This is a genomic window from Rhodoblastus acidophilus (assembly GCF_025961575.1).
GTDB classification, from domain to species: domain Bacteria; phylum Pseudomonadota; class Alphaproteobacteria; order Rhizobiales; family Beijerinckiaceae; genus Rhodoblastus; species Rhodoblastus acidophilus_C.
The window spans coordinates 124725-142512 of record NZ_JAOQNX010000001.1; the positions used below are offsets into that span (position 1 = coordinate 124725).

19 protein-coding genes are annotated in these 17788 nt (G+C 65.6%); 6 read left to right on the top strand and 13 right to left on the bottom strand.

What is annotated here, in order from left to right:
* Nucleotides 1-19: 19 nt before the first annotated feature.
* From M2320_RS00570 to gap, 3 genes are all read right to left on the bottom strand, one after another.
* Nucleotides 20-526, bottom strand: a complete 507-nt coding sequence (locus tag M2320_RS00570; protein ID WP_264595628.1) for a hypothetical protein — start codon at nt 524-526, stop codon at nt 20-22.
* Between the two features lie 43 nt (nt 527-569).
* Entirely contained in the window at nt 570-1763 is a 1194-nt protein-coding gene (locus M2320_RS00575; RefSeq protein WP_264595629.1) for a phosphoglycerate kinase, read from the bottom strand.
* A 73-nt stretch (nt 1764-1836) separates the two neighbouring features.
* Nucleotides 1837-2844, bottom strand: a complete 1008-nt coding sequence (gene gap / locus M2320_RS00580) for a type I glyceraldehyde-3-phosphate dehydrogenase (RefSeq protein ID WP_264595630.1) — start codon at nt 2842-2844, stop codon at nt 1837-1839.
* A 431-nt stretch (nt 2845-3275) separates the two neighbouring features.
* Between gap and M2320_RS00585 the strand changes: the two genes are divergently transcribed.
* Both M2320_RS00585 and M2320_RS00590 read left to right on the top strand, forming a co-directional pair.
* A complete protein-coding gene (locus M2320_RS00585) occupies nt 3276-3653 on the top strand; it encodes a DUF4164 family protein (protein ID WP_264595631.1) in 378 nt (125 codons plus the stop codon).
* On the top strand, nt 3653-3991 hold the full coding sequence (locus tag M2320_RS00590; RefSeq protein ID WP_264595632.1) for a cell division protein ZapA: 339 nt from the start codon (nt 3653-3655) through the stop codon (nt 3989-3991). The genes M2320_RS00585 and M2320_RS00590 overlap by 1 nt, the downstream gene beginning before the upstream one ends.
* A gap of 78 nt (nt 3992-4069) precedes the next feature.
* On the opposite strand, the gene M2320_RS00595 is transcribed toward M2320_RS00590, so the two are convergent.
* The 3 genes from M2320_RS00595 to M2320_RS00605 are packed head-to-tail and all read right to left on the bottom strand — an operon-like array spanning nt 4070 to nt 6329.
* Nucleotides 4070-4894, bottom strand: a complete 825-nt coding sequence (locus tag M2320_RS00595; RefSeq protein WP_264595633.1) for a hypothetical protein — start codon at nt 4892-4894, stop codon at nt 4070-4072.
* Nucleotides 4895-4938: 44 nt separating this feature from the next.
* Nucleotides 4939-6012, bottom strand: coding sequence for a quinone-dependent dihydroorotate dehydrogenase (locus tag M2320_RS00600; protein ID WP_264595634.1), 1074 nt, complete (start codon nt 6010-6012; stop codon nt 4939-4941).
* Nucleotides 6009-6329: a DUF952 domain-containing protein gene (locus M2320_RS00605; RefSeq protein ID WP_184426366.1), complete on the bottom strand. Its 321-nt coding sequence runs from the start codon at nt 6327-6329 to the stop codon at nt 6009-6011. The genes M2320_RS00600 and M2320_RS00605 overlap by 4 nt, the downstream gene beginning before the upstream one ends.
* A gap of 150 nt (nt 6330-6479) precedes the next feature.
* On the opposite strand from M2320_RS00605, the gene M2320_RS00610 reads away from it, so the two are divergent.
* Entirely contained in the window at nt 6480-8153 is a 1674-nt protein-coding gene (locus M2320_RS00610) for a lysine--tRNA ligase (protein ID WP_264595635.1), read from the top strand.
* On the opposite strand, the gene M2320_RS00615 is transcribed toward M2320_RS00610, so the two are convergent.
* The 4 genes from M2320_RS00615 to M2320_RS00630 form a co-directional block, all read right to left on the bottom strand.
* On the bottom strand, nt 8154-8345 hold the full coding sequence (locus M2320_RS00615) for a hypothetical protein (RefSeq protein ID WP_184426044.1): 192 nt from the start codon (nt 8343-8345) through the stop codon (nt 8154-8156).
* A 145-nt stretch (nt 8346-8490) separates the two neighbouring features.
* Nucleotides 8491-8946 (bottom strand): DMT family transporter, encoded by a 456-nt coding sequence (locus tag M2320_RS00620; RefSeq protein WP_264595636.1) that lies wholly within the window; start codon nt 8944-8946, stop codon nt 8491-8493.
* Nucleotides 8947-8963: 17 nt separating this feature from the next.
* On the bottom strand, nt 8964-10193 hold the full coding sequence (locus M2320_RS00625; RefSeq protein ID WP_264595637.1) for an arsenic transporter: 1230 nt from the start codon (nt 10191-10193) through the stop codon (nt 8964-8966).
* A gap of 96 nt (nt 10194-10289) precedes the next feature.
* Nucleotides 10290-10808, bottom strand: a complete 519-nt coding sequence (locus M2320_RS00630; RefSeq protein WP_264595638.1) for a methylated-DNA--[protein]-cysteine S-methyltransferase — start codon at nt 10806-10808, stop codon at nt 10290-10292.
* 117 nt (nt 10809-10925) lie between these two features.
* Between M2320_RS00630 and M2320_RS23235 the strand changes: the two genes are divergently transcribed.
* Nucleotides 10926-12398, top strand: coding sequence for an AlkA N-terminal domain-containing protein (locus tag M2320_RS23235; RefSeq protein WP_319801399.1), 1473 nt, complete (start codon nt 10926-10928; stop codon nt 12396-12398).
* On the opposite strand, the gene M2320_RS00645 is transcribed toward M2320_RS23235, so the two are convergent.
* Nucleotides 12376-13998: a GMC family oxidoreductase gene (locus M2320_RS00645; protein ID WP_264595639.1), complete on the bottom strand. Its 1623-nt coding sequence runs from the start codon at nt 13996-13998 to the stop codon at nt 12376-12378. The genes M2320_RS23235 and M2320_RS00645 overlap by 23 nt on opposite strands.
* A gap of 11 nt (nt 13999-14009) precedes the next feature.
* Nucleotides 14010-14717: an FFLEELY motif protein gene (locus M2320_RS00650; RefSeq protein ID WP_264595640.1), complete on the bottom strand. Its 708-nt coding sequence runs from the start codon at nt 14715-14717 to the stop codon at nt 14010-14012.
* A 101-nt stretch (nt 14718-14818) separates the two neighbouring features.
* On the opposite strand from M2320_RS00650, the gene M2320_RS00655 reads away from it, so the two are divergent.
* Entirely contained in the window at nt 14819-16387 is a 1569-nt protein-coding gene (locus tag M2320_RS00655) for a wax ester/triacylglycerol synthase family O-acyltransferase (RefSeq protein ID WP_264595641.1), read from the top strand.
* Between the two features lie 287 nt (nt 16388-16674).
* On the top strand, nt 16675-16977 hold the full coding sequence (locus M2320_RS00660; RefSeq protein WP_264595642.1) for a high potential iron sulfur protein: 303 nt from the start codon (nt 16675-16677) through the stop codon (nt 16975-16977).
* Nucleotides 16978-17008: 31 nt separating this feature from the next.
* Here M2320_RS00660 and M2320_RS00665 read toward each other — a convergent pair whose 3' ends face one another.
* Nucleotides 17009-17785 carry a hypothetical protein gene (locus M2320_RS00665; protein ID WP_264595643.1) on the bottom strand — a complete coding sequence of 259 codons (777 nt, stop codon included), beginning with the start codon at nt 17783-17785 and terminating at the stop codon, nt 17009-17011.
* Between the last annotated feature and the right edge of the window lie 3 nt (nt 17786-17788).

Sequence of the window (17788 nt, forward strand, 5' to 3'; positions counted from 1 at the left end):
CTCCTTCGCGGATGTTCGTCTACCAGGCGGCGGCCTCGCGCAAGTCCGCGGGCGCCTCATCCCGGCCCTTGTATATGCTCTGCATCAGGGCGTCGCGCTCGCCGGCCTCAAAATCGCGCCCGAGCTCCTTGGGAATGTCGAGCTCCAGCCCGTCAAAACTTTCGAACTGTCCTGAACAAGACTGGCTGAAATTGAGGACAGCCAGATATTCTTTTCCCAATTTCGCGCTGCCCGCCCGGACGAGGATCGCGGGTTGCCATGCGTTCCTGCCGCGCGCGCGATGCGCGACGAACAGGATGGCGGCCAGACAGCGCGCCTTGGGCAGGCGCCGCGAAAATTCGGATTGCGCGATCAACATGCTCTGGCTCGCCGCGACTTCCGGGTTCGCGGCCTCGCGGACCATGATGCTGCGCGCGTTGTTTTTCGCGCCCGACAAAAAGCCCGTTTCGCGCTCGACCAGCATCGGCGGGCGGCTGCGGCCTTTGCTGGCGACCACATGCGATGCGGTCGCCAAACAAAAGCCCATGAACTCGCCAAGTTCCGATAAAGTCGGGCGCGAAACCAGCATTTTACGCCCGGATGGCTTCGACGCCCGGCAAAACCTTGCCTTCCAGCCATTCGAGGAAGGCGCCGCCGGCCGTCGAGACATAGGTGAATTTTTCGCCGACGCCAGCATGGTTGAGCGCCGCCACCGTGTCGCCGCCGCCGGCGACCGTCAGCAGCTTGCCCTCGCCCGTCAGGCGCGCCGCGAATTTCGCCACCGCATTGGTGGCCGCGTCGAACGGCTCCAGCTCGAAAGCGCCGAACGGCCCGTTCCACACCAGGGTTTTGGACTCCGCCAGAACCTTCTCGACTTCCGAAACCGACTTCGGCCCGGCGTCGAGGATCATGTCGGCGTCGCCGACGTGATCGACGCCGACCACGTGAGACGGCGCATGGGCCTTGAATTCCTGGGCGACCACGGCGTCGACGGGCAGCACGATGCGGCAATTGTTTTCAGCCGCGGTCTTCAGGATGTCGCGGGCGGTGTCGAGGAGGTCATGCTCGCACAAGGATTTGCCGACCTTCTTGCCCTGCGCGGCCAAAAAGGTATTGGCCATGCCGCCGCCGATGATCAGGAAATCGACTTTCTTGGTGAGATTGCCGAGCAGTTCGAGCTTGGTCGAAACCTTGGCGCCGCCGACCACCGCCGCGACGGGGCGAACCGGGTTTTCCAACGCCTTCGACAAAGCCTCGACTTCCGCCTGCATGGTGCGGCCCGCATAGGCCGGCAGTTTCTTCGCCAGACCTTCGGTGGACGCATGGGCGCGATGGGCGGCGGAAAAGGCGTCGTTGACATAGACGTCGCCGAGCGCGGCCAAGGCGTCGATCACGGCCGGATCGTTCTTTTCCTCGCCCTTGTGGAAACGGGTGTTTTCCAGCAGCAGGAATTCGCCGTCCTTCAGCGCGTTCACCGCTTCGGCCGCGACCGGGCCGATGCAGTCGGAAGCGAAAGCCACGGGCTTGCCGAGATGCTGGGCGACGGCGGCCGCCACGGGGCGCAGCGAATTGGCCTCATCCGGCCCGTTCTTCGGGCGGCCGAAATGGGCGAGCAGGACGACCTTGCCGCCTTTCTGGGAAATTTCGTTGAGCGTCGGCAGGATGCGCTCGATGCGGGTGGCGTCGGTCACCTTTCCGCCGTCCATCGGCAGGTTCAGGTCGACGCGGACAAGCACGCGCTTGCCCTTGAGATCGGCGGAATCGAGGGTGCGGAAAGCGGACATGGAAAACTCGTGGCGGGCTTGAGAACGGGTCAGCAAAAAGGCGCGCCCTAACGGACGCGCCCCATGGTCTGGCTCAGATCAGCTTGGCCATCGCGACGGCGGTGTCCGCCATGCGGTTCGAGAAACCCCATTCATTGTCGTACCAGGACAGGACCGACACCAGCGTGCCGTCCAACACCTTGGTCTGGTCCATGTGGAAGATCGAGGAATGGGAGTCGTGGTTGAAGTCGGAGGAGACGTTCTTCTCGGTGGTGTAGCCCAGAATGCCCTTGAGCGGGCCTTCCGCCGCCGCCTTGATGATGGAATTGACCTCATCCTTGGTGGTGGCGCGCTTGGCGATGAACTTCAGGTCGACGACCGAGACATTCGGGGTCGGCACGCGCAGCGCAAAACCGTCGAGCTTGCCGTTCAGCTCGGGCAGCACCAGGCCGACGGCCTTGGCGGCGCCGGTCGAGGTCGGGATCATCGACAGCGCGGCGGCGCGGCCGCGATACAGATCCTTGTGATAGGTGTCGAGCGTCGGCTGGTCGCCGGTGTAGGAATGGACCGTCGTCATGATGCCCTTCTCGATGCCGATGGCGTCATTGAGGGCCTTCGCCACCGGGGACAGGCAGTTGGTGGTGCAGGAAGCGTTGGAGACGACGATGTGGTCCTTGGTCAGTTTCTGGTGGTTGACGCCATAGACCACGGTGAGGTCGGCGCCGTCGGACGGGGCCGAAACCAGCACGCGCTTGGCGCCGCCCTGCAGATGGATCGCCGCCTTGTCGCGCGCGGTGAAAATGCCGGTGCACTCCATCACGATATCGACGTCGAGCGCGCCCCAGGGCAGTTCGGCCGGGTTGCGGACGGCCAGAACCTTGATCGGACCGGTTCCGACGTCGATCGCATCGCCCTCGACCTTGACCACGCCGGGGAAACGGCCGTGGACGGAATCGTAGCGCAGCAGATGGGCGTTGGTTTCGACGGAGCCGAGGTCGTTGAGCGCGACGACCTGAATGTCCTTGCGGCCGGATTCGACAATGGCGCGGAGCACGTTGCGGCCGATGCGTCCAAATCCGTTGATGGCAACTTTGACAGTCATATCGCTTCGCTCCTTGCGTTTCCCTCGGGAATGGGCCATTCGAGCGGCCCGCTTAGAAGCGCCAGCCGTGACTGCGCTTCGATTTGATCGCTTCTGATCTGCTGGCGCGCCCCCATGCGGCCTTGCGCATCGGTCCAGGGCGCGGACGTGCCGCCGGTTTCATCATATGGGGCGGATTGTGCTCGCTGCGAGATCATCGGCCTAAACGAAAGTACGAGCCGGTTGATAGCAGGTCGCCCCCCGCTGTCAACGGACCCTAGGGCATTTTTAGAGGAATTTACTCGGGTTTTAGCCCGTTTGAGTCCGGCGCGCGCGCTTGCACAAGAATAGGGCGCCTATTTCGGCTCCTTCGGCAACGGCGCCTTGGCGCGGCGCGCGACTTTGCTACATTGGCATTGACATCCTCTCCGGGGATTCGCGACGAAAGCTTGATGTTGTCCCCATTGCCCAGCGAACCGCTCAGTCCGCGCTCAGCCGCCTGCGGCGATGAGTCGCGCCAGACCTTGCCGGCGCTTCCGCCTTCCTCGGCGGAAGACGCAGCGATGGCGGCGGCGCGACGGCTGGAGGCGGCGCTGGAGGCGCTCGACCAGGCCATCGCCAGCCACACCGAGCGCCGGGGCGAGCTTTCCGATCAGCAAGCTGAATTTTTCGCCCTGCAGGAGGATCGCTCGCGGCTGGCCTGCGCGCTCGACGCCGCCAACACCCGCATCGAGACCTTGCAGGACAACCAGATCGAGGCGGCCCGACGGGTCGAGCGCGCCAGGGCCGCGGTGCGCGCCATTCTCGCGGCCTCCTCGGGAGACAGCTGATGGCGCAGGCGGTGGTCACCATTGCCGGGCGCGCCTATCGCATGGGTTGCGAAGAGGGCGAGCAGGCGCATATCGAAGAACTGGCGCGACTTCTCGACGCCCGGATCGCCGACCTGCGCGGCGTCTTCGGCGAAATCGGCGAGCAGCGCATCGTGGTGATGGCGGCGCTCACCCTTTCGGATGAACTTTTCGCGGCGAAGAAACAATTGGCGGAAACACAAGCCGAACTGGAAACCGCGCGGCTGCGCCAGCAGGAAGTTTCGGACTGGGCGGCCAAGGCGCTCGACAAGGCGACGGCCAAGGTCACCGCCGCAACCAAGGCGCTGAACGAGACTTGATTTAGCTCCTCATCCTGAGGAGCGCCTGCAAGGCGGTCTCGAAGGACGAGGGGCGGTCCACGGCTTGGAGCCGCCCGCTCACCTCTGCGTCTTCGGCGCGGTCGCGGGGCAAAGCGCCTGATAAAACCCGAGCATGACATCGTAGCCGGAGGCCGTGGAGCCATCGAGGATTTGCCCGCTGGCGAGATCGCGGATGGAATAATCCGCGAAGACTTCGCCGGAGCCCGGCTTCGTCCTGCCCAGAAAAACATATTTTCCGCCATTCAGATCAGAAAACGTCTTGTTCGGACAATCGCCGGTAATCGTGTTCCCGTGCGGGTCCTTCTCCTGCTCCGCAATGCATTTTTGTGAATAATCATGCGCATATTCACGACAAAACTGCACTGCGCCATCGTGGCTGGGCCTGGTCTTCACCAGTGCATGCGACGTATCCAGCCCCTCCCGCGCGGCGATCTCGTCATACATGCCGACCCGCGCCCCATAGAACAGCGTCGATTTCGGATCCGGGTCCGCCGGCGAGGGGCCGACATAGACCTTTTCGCCTGGCCCCCAAGCGCAAATCACGGAATCCTTGGCGTCGGGATCGGCGGCGGTCACCAGCCAGCAGCCGCCGCTGCGGTCGGCGTCGCCCAGTTTAACGCTGGCGACCTCTCCGCCCTGAGGTCCCGTCCAGAACGCCTTGCCCTCGTCTTTCTTGCCGACATTGACCTGCGCCATGACGCGGCCTTGCGCGTCGGTGATCCGGAACGACCCAGATTTTTCCAGCGGCGCAAAACTGCAGGCGCCGCCGATATAGTGAACGCCCTGCACCTCAAGCAGGCAAAGCGCTGGACGCGACTGCGCCCAAGCCTGCGGCGCCAGGACCGCCGCCACAACGGCGGCGCACAAGCCACGAAAAATCATTTCGTCCTCCTGAAATAAAAACGGCGCCGCGCGGCGCCGAAATTTTACAGCCAGTCGTTCACCGCCGTTCCCACGGCTTGCCCGATGGATTCAAGTTTTCGCGCCCGCAAATGTGCGGCGAGCCCGGTCTTGATCCGGCCGACCAGACCCAAACCCTCATAAACCAGCGACGAGTAAAGCTGGACCAGGGTCGCCCCGGCCTCGATCTTGGCCCAGGCGGCCTCCGGCGAATCCACGCCGCCGACGCCGATCAGCGGAAACTGGTTTTCGACGCGGACAAACGTCTGGGCGAGCATGCGGGTCGACAGCGCGAACAGCGGCGCGCCGGAGAGCCCGCCGGTTTCGCTGCGCAAGGCGTCGCGCAGGGTCTCGGGCCGCGCCAAAGTGGTGTTGGAGACGATCATGCCGTCGACGCCTCTCGCACGCGCGACTTTGACCACATCGTCGAGATCGGCGAGGGCGAGGTCCGGCGCGATTTTCAACAGCACCGGGCGGCGCGGCAGCTGCATCGCGGCCTGTTCCCGCGCCGCGATCACCCGCGCCAGGAGGTCGTCGAGCGCGCCGGCCTGCTGGAGATCGCGCAAGCCCGGCGTGTTGGGCGATGAAATGTTGACCGTAAAATAGCTGGCGACATCGGCGAAACATTTGATGCCGGCGACGTAATCGGCGGTGCGGTCGCTCGAATCCTTGTTCGCGCCGATATTGACGCCGACGACGCCGCCATTGGCCGCCCGCCGCAACAAACGCTCGCGCGCCCGCTCATGGCCGCCATTGTTGAAGCCGAAGCGGTTGATGACGCCGCGATCCTCGTGCAGCCGGAACAGGCGCGGCTTCGGGTTGCCGGGCTGCGGGCGCGGCGTCAGCGTGCCGACCTCGGTGAAGCCGAAGCCGAGTTTCAGCAACGCATCCGGAACCCGGGCCTCCTTATCAAAGCCCGCCGCCATGCCGATTGGGTTGGGGATATCGAGCCCGAACACATTCTGCGCCAGGATCGGATCGTCGTCGGCCGCAGTCGGCAGCGGCGCGCCCCAGAGCGCGAGAAGGGTGAGATTATGCGCGCGCTCGGCGTCCATGCTGTGCAGGAGCGGCAGGGCGAAGGAATCGAAAAAACCCGTCATGCCAAAAGTCCGGTGAAATCATGGGCGCCGTCGCGCCAGGGCAAGGGATGCGCCGACAGCGCCAGGGCCGTCGGCAGGGGCGCATAGAGATGGGGGAACAGCGCGCCCCCGCGCGAAGGCTCGAACAGCAGTTTTTCGCCCAAGGCCGCTTCATCGAAGGCGACCAGCACGAGGCCGTCCTGGCCGGCGAAATGTTTTGCCGCCGTCTCCTCGACCTGCCCCGCCGTGGAGAAATGGATGAACCCGTCAGTGCGGTCGACGGGCGACCCTTCGTAAACCCCGCATTCCTGCGCGGCGGCCCAGTCCGTCCCGGGCATGATTTTGTAGATAAGCGCCAAATTTGCATTCCACGGCTGCGATCAAGGCATTTTTTCGACCATCTTGCGACGCTCCGCAAGATGCGGGTTTTCACCGGCGCGCCGCCGTTCTAATAGACGTGCTTCTCTCCAGCCTGCTTCCGGAAAAAAATGACCGATTTCGCCGAACTCGCCCAATTCGCAAAAACTTCGAACGCCTGGCCGTTCGAGGAGGCGAAGAAACTGGTGGCCAGGGTCGAGCGCACCGGTCAGAAACAGGTTTTGTTCGAAACCGGCTACGGCCCCTCGGGCCTGCCGCACATCGGCACGTTCGGCGAGGTCGCGCGCACGACCATGGTCCGCCACGCCTTCGAGACCCTCACCGGCGGCCAGATCAAGACGCGCCTGCTGGCCTTTTCCGACGATCTCGACGGGTTGCGCAAAGTCCCGGACAATATTCCCAACAAGGACCTGGTCGCCGCCCATCTGGGAAAGCCGCTCACCCAGGTTCCCGACCCGTTCGGCGAATATCCGAGCTTTGGCGCCCACAATAACGCGCGGCTGCGGGCCTTCCTCGACCATTTCGGCTTCGACTACGAATTCGCCTCCTCGACCGAATATTACCAGTCCGGCCGCTTCGACGAGATGCTCCTCAAAATCCTGGCGCGGTTTGACACGGTCCAGGCGGTGATGATCCCGTCATTGCGCGAAGAGCGCGCCTCCACCTATTGCCCGTTCCTGCCGATCCACCCGCGCACCGGCGTCGTCATGCAGGTCCCGCTCGAGGAAATCGACCTGCCCGGCGGCATGATCGGCTGGCGCGACCCGGACACCGGCGAGCGCTTCATGACCAAGGTCACCGGCGGCCATTGCAAGCTGCAATGGAAGCCCGACTGGGCGATGCGCTGGTGCGCGCTCGGCGTCGACTATGAAATGGCCGGCAAGGATTTGATCGATTCGGTCAAACTTTCGGGCAATATCGCCCGGGCGCTCGGCCACACCCCTCCGGAAGGGTTCAATTACGAGCTGTTCCTCGACGAGAACGGCCAGAAAATTTCCAAGTCCAAGGGCAATGGCATCACCATCGAGCAATGGCTGACCTACGCCACGCCGGAAAGCCTCGCCTTCTTCATGTATTGGAAGCCGCGCGAGGCGAAAAAATTGCATTTCGACGTGATCCCGCGCGCCGTCGACGAATATCTGGCGTTTTTGGACGCCTATCCGCGCCAGGACGCCAAGAACCGGCTCGGCAATGCGGTCTGGCACATCCATTCGGGCAAGCCGCCGGCGCCGGAATTCATTTCGCATGAGGAGGGGCAGAAGGGGACGGCCATTTCCTTCGCCATGCTGCTCAACCTCGCCGCCGTCGCCAATAGCGAGGACCCCTCGGTGCTCTGGGGTTTTCTGAGACGCTACGCGCCGACCGCCACGCCGGAAAAATTTCCGCGCCTCGACCAGATGATCCGCTATGCGGTGCTGTATTTCCGCGATTTCGTGAAGCCGAAAAAGGTTTATCGCGCCGCCGACGAGGTGGAGCGCGACGCGCTGACAAAGCTTTCGGACGCCCTGGCGACGCTGCCGGCCGAGGCCAGCGCGGAGGACATCCAGACCCTGCTCTACGATGTCGCCCGCCCGATCCCCCGCTACCAGAATTTTGCGGCCAAGGGCGCCACGCCGGAGCGTCCGGGCGTGTCGAACGACTGGTTCAACATGCTCTATCAGGTTTTGTTGGGCGAGGATCGCGGTCCGCGCTTCGGCTCCTTCGCCGCGCTCTACGGCCTCGACAACACCCGCGCCCTGATCGCGGACGCGCTGGCCGGCAAGTTTTTGAAGGTCGAGGCCTGATTACAGCGCACTCGCGACCACGATCGCGAGCGCCCCACCGGCGACCATGAACGCGTCGTTGCGGAAATGCGGCTTGCGGTTGGCGAACACCAGCGCAAGCACGGTGAACAGCGCGACGCCGAGGTCGACGCCGGGCGACCAGATCGCGGCATAGGGAATGGTCGACAGGCTGAAGTACGGCAGGAAAGACATCGCGGCCCCCGCAAAGGTTGATGCATGAACGTTATTGCACCAACCGCGGCGCCAACCCGCAGTTCCCGCGCGCGTAATTGTACTGAATTTGCGTATTGCTCGACTTTATTACGCAAAGTCTTGCTCCGCTTGCGGAAAGCTCCGCTCAGGACCGCGTGATCAGCGCAATTCCGCCAACCATCAGCGCCGCCCCAAAAACCCGCCCGCTGGTCAATTCATGCACAGGCATGCCGAACCAGCCGAACCGGTCGATCGCCAGCGACATCAAAAAATTCGAGGTGATCAGCAGGCCGGCGAAGGCGCCGGCGCCCACCCTGTCCACGAACATCAGCCCCGCCACCACCGCAAAGGCGCCGATCACCCCGCCCAGCGGCGCCCACCACGGCATGTTTGCGATGTTATCCGCACCAGGCAGCGGATACGGCAGGCAGATGACGACGCAGGCGAGCAGAGCGACGATGGGCAGGAAGGAGACCAGGCTCGCGAGCCAGGGATTGACCAGCGCGACGCGCAGCGCCCCGTTCATCGGCGGTCCCCAGGCTTGCAGCACGCCGGAAACGATGATCAGCGCGTAAATCCAGAAAATGTCGGCGTCCCGCATGTCCGAACCTCCAGAAGTCAAACAAGCGCCAGCGCGGCGATCAGCGCCAGCGGCATCACCACAACGCCAAGAAGCAGGAAATCGCGGTCGCGGACGCGCTGCTGTTCGCGGCGCAACACCGCCAGCCACAAAATGGTGGCGAGCGAGCCCGTGACCGAAAGATTGGGGCCGAGATCGACGCCGATCAGGATCGCGGCGGTCACGTCGGGCGGCGCCGCGGCCTGATGCACGGCGCTGGCGGCGATCAGCCCCGCCGGAAGATTGTTGACGAGGTTCGAGCCGAAGGCGACGGCCGCGCCGCTCGCCGCCGCGCCCCAGACCGGCGGCGCCTGGCGCAACAGGCCGGCGAGCTGGGCGGTCACGCCGATCTGGTCCAGCGCCTCGACAAAGACGAACAGCCCGGCCACCAGCGGCAGCACGCCCCAGTGAATGTCGCGCACCAGCGGCCAGGGGTTTGAGCGACGCACCAGCAAGACCAGAATCGTCGTCCCCGCGCCGGCAAACAGCGTGGGCGCGCCGAGATCGAGGCCGCGCGCCGAAGCGACCAGCAGAACCAGCGCCGTGGCCGCGAGTCCGAAGGCCGCCACCTTGCCGCCGGCAGAGAGATGCGGCGACTCCTGCGGCTCGGCGATCGGCGCCGCGAGCTCCCGGCGCAGCATCAGCCGCAAGGCGGCATAGGTCACGACGATGGCCGCCAGCGACGGCAGGCCGAAGATTTTGAGCCAGTCGAGCAGCGGCGGCAGGCCGGCGCGTCCATAGACCACGAGATTGGCCGGATTGGAGATCGGCAGGACAAAACTCGCGGCATTGGCGACGAAAGCGCACAGATAGAGATAGGGCAGCGGCTTTTCGACCTTCGCGGCCTGGGTGGCGGCGAACACGGCGGGCGTCAGCACCACGGCGGTCGCATCGTTCGAGAGAAACACCGTGACCAGCACGCCCACCAGATAGACCAGCAGAAAAAGTCTGTTGGCCGAGCCCCGGGCGTGCTTGGCGGCCTCGGCCGCCAAAAAATCGAACAGGCCTTCGCGACGCGCGGCTTCCGACAGCAGCATCATGCCGGTCAGAAACATGTAGACGTCGGCGCCGCGCGCAACGCCCGCCCAGGCGGCGCCGGCGGGCAGAAGGTGTGTCAGCACCAGCAGCGCGGCGCCGGCGACCGCCCAGATCGCTTCGGGCCAGTGAAAGGGCCGCAGGATGACGCCCGCCGTCGCGAGCCCGGTGATGCCAAGGATTTGCCAGTTCATGATCCCAAGTCGCGGATTCGCGCGCGGCGATCAACCCGCATCTTGACCGTTCAATGCGGAGCGCCGGGCAATGTTCCCGGCCGCAAGCCGAAGCGGTCAAAACATTGCGCCCTCGTGGCGCAGGAGCCATAATTTGCGCTCGAGGCCGCCGCCATAGCCGACCAGCGCGCCGCTGGCGCCGATCACGCGATGACAGGGGATCACGAGCACGATGGGGTTGCGGTTGTTGGCGAGGCCGACGGCGCGGGCCGCGCCGGGCTGGCCGATGCGCCGGGCGATCTCGCCATAGCTCGCCGTCGCGCCGTCCGGGATCGTCCGCAGCGCCGCCCAGACCTGCTGCTGGAACGGCGTTCCGGCCGGCGCGACCGAAAGGGCGTCGAGCGCCGCCGCCTCGCCGCCGAAATAAGCGTCCAGAGCGACAAGGGCCGCCGAGGCGCGGGGCGGCGCGTCCAGCCGCACACGGCCCAGACCCAGCGACAATCTTTGGCGCAGGCCGGCGGCATCGCCAGCCTCGCCCCAGTCCAGCAGCCGAACGGCGCCGGCGCCATCGGTGACGAGGCGAAGCGCGCCGGTGGGCGTCGGCAGGGTTTCAAGGAACAGGCGCGTTTCCATCATGGCGCTGGTCATATCGCGAGACAGAAGCCGCGTCTGGCGGTTATCGGACCCGGACAAAGGCGCCGCCATGTCCGAAAACCGCGAGACTTTTCCAGCCCCGCAGCGCAGACTCCGGTCATGGACCTCGACCAAGACGCCTGCTACCGCGTCATTTGCGCGCGCGATCCCCGCTATGACGGGCGCCTGTTCACCGGCGTGAGGACGACGCGCATCTACTGCAGGCCGGTTTGCCCGGCGCGCACGCCGCGGCGCGAAAACGTCCTCTTCTACCCCACGGCGGCGGCCGCCCAGGAGGCGGGGTTCCGGCCGTGCCTGCGCTGCCGTCCGGAAACGGCCCCCGACCTCGGCGCCTGGCGCGGCGCGTCCAACACGGTGTCGCGCGCTTTGGCGCTGATCGAAATGGGCGCGCTCGACCAGCAAGGCGTGGCCGCGCTCGGCGAAAGATTGGGCGTGGGCGAGCGTCACCTGCGGCGCCTGTTCGCGCGTTACCTCGGCGCCTCGCCCGTCGCCGTGGCGCAAACGCGGCGCGTGCTGCTGGCCAAACAGCTCATCCAGGAAACCGCGCTGCCGATGACCGAGGTGGCGCTGGCCTCCGGCTTCGACAGCGTCCGCCGCTTCAACGAAACGTTTCTGGCGCTTTACCGTCGCCCGCCGACGGCTTTGCGCCGCGAAGGCGGCGTGGAGACCGCGGCTTCCGGCGAGATCGCCCTGGCGCTGCGCTTCAAGCCGCCCTACGACTGGCCGGCGATGCTGGCGTTTTTCGCCGCCCGCGCCATCACCGGCGTCGAAGCCGTCGAGGACCAGACCTATCATCGCGCCATCGCCATCGACGGCGCGCATGGAACCCTGGCGGTTCGCCCGGCCGGCGCGAACGCGCTGTCCGTCGCGCTGCGCCTACCCAAGCTCGCGGCGCTGCCCGGCATCATTGCGCGGCTGCGCGGCATGTTCGACCTCGCCTGCGATCCCGAGGTCGTCGCCGCGACCCTGGTCCAAGACGAAAAGCTCGCGCCGCTGGTCGCCGCGCGCCCGGGCCTGCGCCTGCCCGGCGGCTGGGACGGCTTTGAAACGGCGGCGCGCGCCATTCTCGGCCAACAGGTGACCGTCGCGGGCGCCGCGCGCTGCGCCGGCGCGCTCGTGGAAAAATTCGGCGAAGAGTTGCGCGCCTCCCACCCCCGGCTGACGCGGGTGTTTCCGACGCCGGCCGCGCTCGCCGGCGCCGATCTCACGTCGATCGGCCTGACCCGCGCCCGCGCGGCGAGCCTGCGCCGCCTCGCGGAAACCGTCGCCGCCGATCCTGATTTTTTGTCGCCTCGCCATTCCGCCGAGGAGATCATGGCGCGGTTGCGGGCGCTGCCGGGCGTCGGCGAATGGACGGCGCAATATTTCGCTTTGCGGCAGTTGCGCGATCCCGACGCCTTTCCCGCCTCCGACCTCGCCCTGTTGCGCGCCATGGCCGATGAGGCGGGCGCGCGCCCCTCGCCCAAGACCCTGCTGGCGCGAGCGGAACACTGGCGGCCCTGGCGCGCCTATGCCGCCCAGCACCTTTGGACAGCGGAGGCGCCGCGCCTCAGCGGCGCAAGCCGCGCCTGATCATATCCGCCGCCTTTTCCGCGATCATGATGGTCGGGGCGTTTGTATTGCCGCCGATCAGCGTCGGCATGATCGAGGCGTCGACCACCCGCAGGCCCTCCAGCCCGCGCACCCGCAGCTCCGGATCGACCACGGCCTCGGCGTCCGAGCCCATCCGGCAGGTCCCGACGGGATGATAGATGGTGTCGGCGCGGGCGCGGATATGCTGCTCCCATTCGGCGTCGCTCATACCGTCGCGGACGCCAAAAAGCTCTTTTTCGCAATAGGCCCGCATCGGCGGCGTCAGCATGATGTCGCGCGAAATTTTGGCCCCCCGGATCATGGTTTCGAGATCGCGGCGGTCGGACAGGAAAGCCGGATCGATCGCCGGCGGCGCCAAGGGGTCCGCGCTTTGCAGAAAGACGCGCCCGCGTGAAAACGGATGGAGCGCGCAGACATGCAGGCAAAATCCGTGGCCGGGATGCAGCCGCCGGGCGTGATTGTCGACGACGCCAATGACAAAATGCAGTTGCACATCGGGCCGGTCGAGATCGGGCGTGGTCTTGAGAAACCCCGCGCCCTCGGCGAAGGGGGTGGCGAGCAGCCCGCCGCCATCGCGCCGCCATGCGGGAATTTCTCGCAAAAGTTTGAAGAACGCGCCGAGACCGATGCCGAAATTGTCCTTGTCGGAGGTCTTCCAGGCCAGGATGAAATCGAGATGGTCCTGAAGGTTTTGGCCGACGCCCGGCGACTCGTGAACCAGCGCAATGCCGTGCGGACAAATGTCCTCGGGCCGCCCGACGCCGGACAATTGCAGCAGCTGCGGCGTGCCGAAGGCGCCGGCGCTCAAAATGATTTCGCGCGACGCATGCAAAACCTTTTCGACCCGGCCCTGCAGGCAGGCGACGCCCACGGCGCGCTTGCCCTCGAACACAATCTTGGTGGCTTGGGTCTTGGTCAGCACGGTCAGGTTCGGCCGCTGCTCCATGACCGGAAACAGATAGGCGGCGGCGGACGAGCAGCGTTCGCCCCGGCGGGAGGTCCCGTGGAACTGGGTCACCTGATAGAGGCCCACCCCTTCGGTGTCGCCCGTGTTGAAATCCTCGCGCACCCGATGCTGCCGCGCGCTCGCGGCCTCGACAAAAGCCTTGGTGATCGGCCGGGGCGCGCGCTGGTCGGAGACATGCAGCGGCCCGTCGCCGCCATGCGCGGCGTCGGCGCCCCATTCATTGTTCTCGGCCTTGCGAAAGTAAGGCAGCACCTCGTCCCAGGACCAGCCGGGGCAGCCGAGATCGGCCCATTGGTCGTAATCGGCGCGGTGGCCGCGCACATAAAGCATGGCGTTGATCGCCGAGGAGCCGCCGAGCGCTTTTCCGCGCGGCTGGTATCCCCTCCGGCCGTTCAGTCCAGGCTGCGGGACCGTCCAAAGCGCCCAGTTGTTGATCCGGGGCCGGCCAGGAATCATGGCCACCGCGCCCGCCGGGGTGCGGATCAAAAAATCGTCGCCCCGCCCGCCCGCCTCGAGCAGACAGACGGTGACATCAGAATCTTCGCTCAGCCGCGCCGCCAGCGCCGCGCCGCTGGAGCCGCCGCCCACGATCACATAGTCGAAACGGTCCATGGCGCGTCCTTTCATGCCAGAGGACTGTCGTCGCCCGAGAACAGCGCGACGCTGATCGCCTCCTCGCGATTGGCGACGATTTCAACGAAATCGCGAGCGTCGCCCATCTGGCGGAAGGCGGCGTAACCGCGTTCGAGAAAGGCCTGCAACGGGCCGAATCCGGCGAGCTCCGCCGGCTTGCGCATGGCCTTGAGCGCCAGGCCGATCAGCGGCGCCTTGACCAGATCCTCCAACCGATGGCCGAGGTGGCGGATCAGTTCAATCTGCCGGGCGCGGTCGTCGCGCCGTCCGGTGCGCCGATAGGCCTCGCCATAGGCGGGCGCGTCGTCCCCAGGCCCCAGCAGCCCCGCCATATCGGCGTCGAGAGACTCGGAGAGCGCATCGAGTTCGATGGCGTCGGCGACGGTCTCGATCCCCGAGGCCGGCAGCCCCTTTTTCATCAGCGGCAGCACGCGCCACACCGTCTCCGCGTCGACGCTATGGTCTTGCGGACCATAGAGGTCGGTGAGGAAGAACCGCGCGGCGGCGGCGTAGTGCGGATGGGCGAGCAGGTCGGCATGGGTGCGGGCGAGCCGCGCCGCCTGCCATGCGCGCAGCCGCAGGCGCGCCTCCTGCGCGGATGCGTTGCGCCGTGTCGCCGCCCGCACTTCGGTGGCGCGCGCCAGCTGCGCTTCAAGGCGTTTGGCGGCGATCTCTTTGGGGTCGAGGTCGTTTTCCATGTGCTCATTCTATCACGAGGGGCTAGGCGTCAACGCCTAATCGCGGGCCTTCCCCCGGCCTGAGAAACCGATAAGATCGGCAAAAAACAAGGGGAGTTGGCATGTCTCGAGACGCGCGCATGGCGCCGGTGGATGTCACCTGGCTGCGAATGGACAGGCCGAACAATCACATGGTGATCGTCGGGGTGATCGTCTTGCGCGACCCGGTCGAGCTCGATCGCCTCGAGCGGACGCTGGAGGCGCGGCTGCTCGCCCATGACCGCTTCCGCCGCAGAATCGAGGAACGCGCCGGGACCTATTATTGGCGCGAGGACCCGCGCTTCGACGCGCAGCGGCACCTGCGCCGCGCCCGCCTGCCCGGCGACGCCGGCAAGGCGGAATTGCAGCGGTTCGTCTCCGAACTCGCGGTGCGCCCGCTCGATCCCCGCCATCCCCTCTGGCAGATCCATATTGTCGAGGGCTATGAGGAGGGCGTGGCTCTGGTGCTGCGCATCCATCACGCCATTGGCGACGGCGCGGCCATGATGCGCGTGCTGCTCGACCTCACCGACGAAGACCCGGACGCCCCACTGCACGGGGTCGAGGGGAGCGGGAGCGAGGAGACGGAGCACCCGTTTCGGCCATCCTGGGACGTGCTGGCGCCGCTGCTCGAAAAGGTCGAGGGCGGATTCAAGGCGTCCACTGAGGCCGCGCGCACCGCCTTCGGCCTGGTGCGCAACCCCTCCGACACGAAAAAACTGTTGCGCGACGGCGCCAATGTCGCCGCCGAACTCGCCTGGCTGCTGATGATGCCGACGGATACGGAGACCCGGCTCAAGGGGGAATTGTGCGGCGAGAAAATGGTGGCCTGGAGCGCGCCGATCCCGCTACCCGAGGTGAAGGCCGTCGGCCATGCGCTGGGCTGCACGGTCAACGACATGCTGCTGTCCTCCTTCGCCGGCGCGCTGAAAACCTATCTGGATTCCAAGGGCGATCCCACCGAAGGCGTCGAGGTGCGGGCGCTGGCCCCCATCGACCTGCGTCCGCCCGGCCGGGCGAAAACGCTGGGCAACCAGTTCGGGATCATCGCCGTCGAATTGCCGGTTGGCATGGACAATCCGCTGGCGCGGCTGGAGGAGGTGCGCCGGCGCATGCTGGCGCTGAAACGCTCCTATGAGCCTGTGGTGACGCTCGGCCTGATCACCGCGCTCGGCTATGGCCCGAAAATGGTGCAGGACCGGCTGTTCGACCTGCTGCTCAGCCGCGCCACGGCGGTGATGACCAATGTTCCGGGGCCGCAGCGCCCGCTCTATCTCGGCGGCGCCGCCATCGACCAGATCATGTTCTGGGTGCCGCAATCCGGCGAGATCGGCATGGGCGTGTCGCTGCTGTCCTTCAACAATCGCGTGCAGCTCGGCCTGATCACCGATGCGGCGCTGGTTTGCAATCCCGACGAGATCATCCAGCATTTTCAGCCTGAATTCGAGCAATTGCTCTACCACGCCCTGCTGCACAGCGGCCTGGACGAGGCGGCGCCGGAGGCGCAGCAGCGCGCGCCCAAACCGAAAGCAAAACCCAAGCAAAAGCCGAAGCCGAAGCAAAAACCGGCCGTGTTGCGCGTCAACGGCGCGGCGATCGACCCGCCGCCGAAGCCGCGGCGCGCGCGGGCGAAGGCGCCCGAAGCAGTTTAGCCGGCGGAGCGAAGATCGGTTGATCTCATTCTGACGTCGATCAGAATGATTTTTCTCGCCTTAAGAAGACGGCGCAAAATCAATCCAAACACTCTGAGGTTCCCGCTCAGGAGAACAACGACAAACACACGGAACCAACTGGATAATTCATCGTCTTCGTGGATGAGATATCATTATTTTGGTATTCATTTGCGTCGGCACACGACGATTTGCTCATTCATTATTGATTCACGCTGAACCTTTATAACGCCCAGGCTTCCCGATGCGGCGGAGCCATGGAGCTTGTCATGAAAAATCTTGAGACGCCCGAGACGACTCAGGTTTCGCGCAGAAAGCTGCTGGTCGGCGCCATCGCGGTGAGCGCGGCGCCCTTGCTCGCCGTCCCCGGCGCCCATGCCAATGTCAAACTGTCCAAATCCGCGGTAAAATTCCTCGCCGTGGCGGGCAACGGCAAGACTTGCGGCTCCTGCAAACTGTTCCAGGCGCCCGCCAGTTGCGCCTTTGTCGAGGGCGTGACCGATCCGAACGGCACATGTTGGATCTGGCAGGGCAAGCCCGCCGATCCTGAGCACGTCGCATCCAACACCTGATCTGCATTGCATAGGGCGCGAGCCCCCGCCCCTATCCCGCGAGCTCCGCCTTGGCGGCTTCGACGTCCAGCCGCTCCATGGCGTCGGCGGGAACGCATTTCGCCGCCTCCTCGTAAAGCGCTGTCGCCTGTTTCAGTTTCGGCGCGCCGAACAGCATGGCGAGCGCATTGGCATATTCCATGCGGGCGATGGCGGAGGTCGGATTGAGCTTCAGCGCCTCTTCAAAATGTTTCACCGCCGCCTCCTTGCTCGCGCCATAGGTGAGGCTGGCGATCATGCCGCCGATCTTGTCCACGACTTCGGCGTGATAGGCGCCGAGCGCGATATGCGCGTCGGCATGGCGCTTTTCCAGACGCAGCGCGGTTTCGAGAGCGTGCTTGATCTTGCCGCCCAACCCCTGCGCAAGCGCCTTGGCCACGGAAATGCACTGGCTGTAGCGCCCGAGCGCCTGGGCGTGGAGATACCAGGCGTTGGCATTGTCGGATTGCTGCAGGCTTTCCGCGAGCGCGGCGGCGCGCTGGAACAGCGCGATCTTGTCCTCGCGATCCTCGACCAGATAGGAGGCGTAGATGTTGATCGCCTTGGCGGCGACATTGGCACCCAGCGCCCCCAAAACCTCGCCCTGGCGCGCCGCGGTTTCGAAATCGCCGCGATGGTAGGCGCGCCAGGCGTCCTGCACACGCTCATCCTCGGGAAAAGGCTCGCGGTCGCCGGCGTGCAGGCGCGGCCAGTTTTTTTCCAGCGCCGCGCCTTCATAGGAATAGGCGTCGTCGGAATAGGGAAAACGCTTCCATTTCAATTTCGACATGTT

What these genes read in the sequence shown, in the direction of transcription:
- M2320_RS00575 (WP_264595629.1), bottom strand. Translation starts at nt 1,763, where the DNA reads ATGTCCGCTTTCCGCACCCTCGATTCCGCCGATCTCAAGGGCAAGCGC.
- gap (WP_264595630.1), bottom strand. Translation starts at nt 2,844, where the DNA reads ATGACTGTCAAAGTTGCCATCAACGGATTTGGACGCATCGGCCGCAAC.
- M2320_RS23235 (WP_319801399.1), top strand. Translation starts at nt 10,926, where the DNA reads ATGGACCTCGACCAAGACGCCTGCTACCGCGTCATTTGCGCGCGCGAT.
- M2320_RS00605 (WP_184426366.1), bottom strand. Translation starts at nt 6,329, where the DNA reads ATGCCCGGGACGGACTGGGCCGCCGCGCAGGAATGCGGGGTTTACGAA.
- M2320_RS00570 (WP_264595628.1), bottom strand. Translation starts at nt 526, where the DNA reads ATGGGCTTTTGTTTGGCGACCGCATCGCATGTGGTCGCCAGCAAAGGC.
- M2320_RS00660 (WP_264595642.1), top strand. Translation starts at nt 16,675, where the DNA reads ATGAAAAATCTTGAGACGCCCGAGACGACTCAGGTTTCGCGCAGAAAG.
- M2320_RS00610 (WP_264595635.1), top strand. Translation starts at nt 6,480, where the DNA reads ATGACCGATTTCGCCGAACTCGCCCAATTCGCAAAAACTTCGAACGCC.
- M2320_RS00630 (WP_264595638.1), bottom strand. Translation starts at nt 10,808, where the DNA reads ATGATGGAAACGCGCCTGTTCCTTGAAACCCTGCCGACGCCCACCGGC.
- M2320_RS00645 (WP_264595639.1), bottom strand. Translation starts at nt 13,998, where the DNA reads ATGGACCGTTTCGACTATGTGATCGTGGGCGGCGGCTCCAGCGGCGCG.
- M2320_RS00600 (WP_264595634.1), bottom strand. Translation starts at nt 6,012, where the DNA reads ATGACGGGTTTTTTCGATTCCTTCGCCCTGCCGCTCCTGCACAGCATG.
- M2320_RS00615 (WP_184426044.1), bottom strand. Translation starts at nt 8,345, where the DNA reads ATGTCTTTCCTGCCGTACTTCAGCCTGTCGACCATTCCCTATGCCGCG.
- M2320_RS00650 (WP_264595640.1), bottom strand. Translation starts at nt 14,717, where the DNA reads ATGGAAAACGACCTCGACCCCAAAGAGATCGCCGCCAAACGCCTTGAA.
- M2320_RS00620 (WP_264595636.1), bottom strand. Translation starts at nt 8,946, where the DNA reads ATGCGGGACGCCGACATTTTCTGGATTTACGCGCTGATCATCGTTTCC.
- M2320_RS00595 (WP_264595633.1), bottom strand. Translation starts at nt 4,894, where the DNA reads ATGATTTTTCGTGGCTTGTGCGCCGCCGTTGTGGCGGCGGTCCTGGCG.
- M2320_RS00655 (WP_264595641.1), top strand. Translation starts at nt 14,819, where the DNA reads ATGTCTCGAGACGCGCGCATGGCGCCGGTGGATGTCACCTGGCTGCGA.
- M2320_RS00665 (WP_264595643.1), bottom strand. Translation starts at nt 17,785, where the DNA reads ATGTCGAAATTGAAATGGAAGCGTTTTCCCTATTCCGACGACGCCTAT.
- M2320_RS00585 (WP_264595631.1), top strand. Translation starts at nt 3,276, where the DNA reads ATGTTGTCCCCATTGCCCAGCGAACCGCTCAGTCCGCGCTCAGCCGCC.
- M2320_RS00625 (WP_264595637.1), bottom strand. Translation starts at nt 10,193, where the DNA reads ATGAACTGGCAAATCCTTGGCATCACCGGGCTCGCGACGGCGGGCGTC.
- M2320_RS00590 (WP_264595632.1), top strand. Translation starts at nt 3,653, where the DNA reads ATGGCGCAGGCGGTGGTCACCATTGCCGGGCGCGCCTATCGCATGGGT.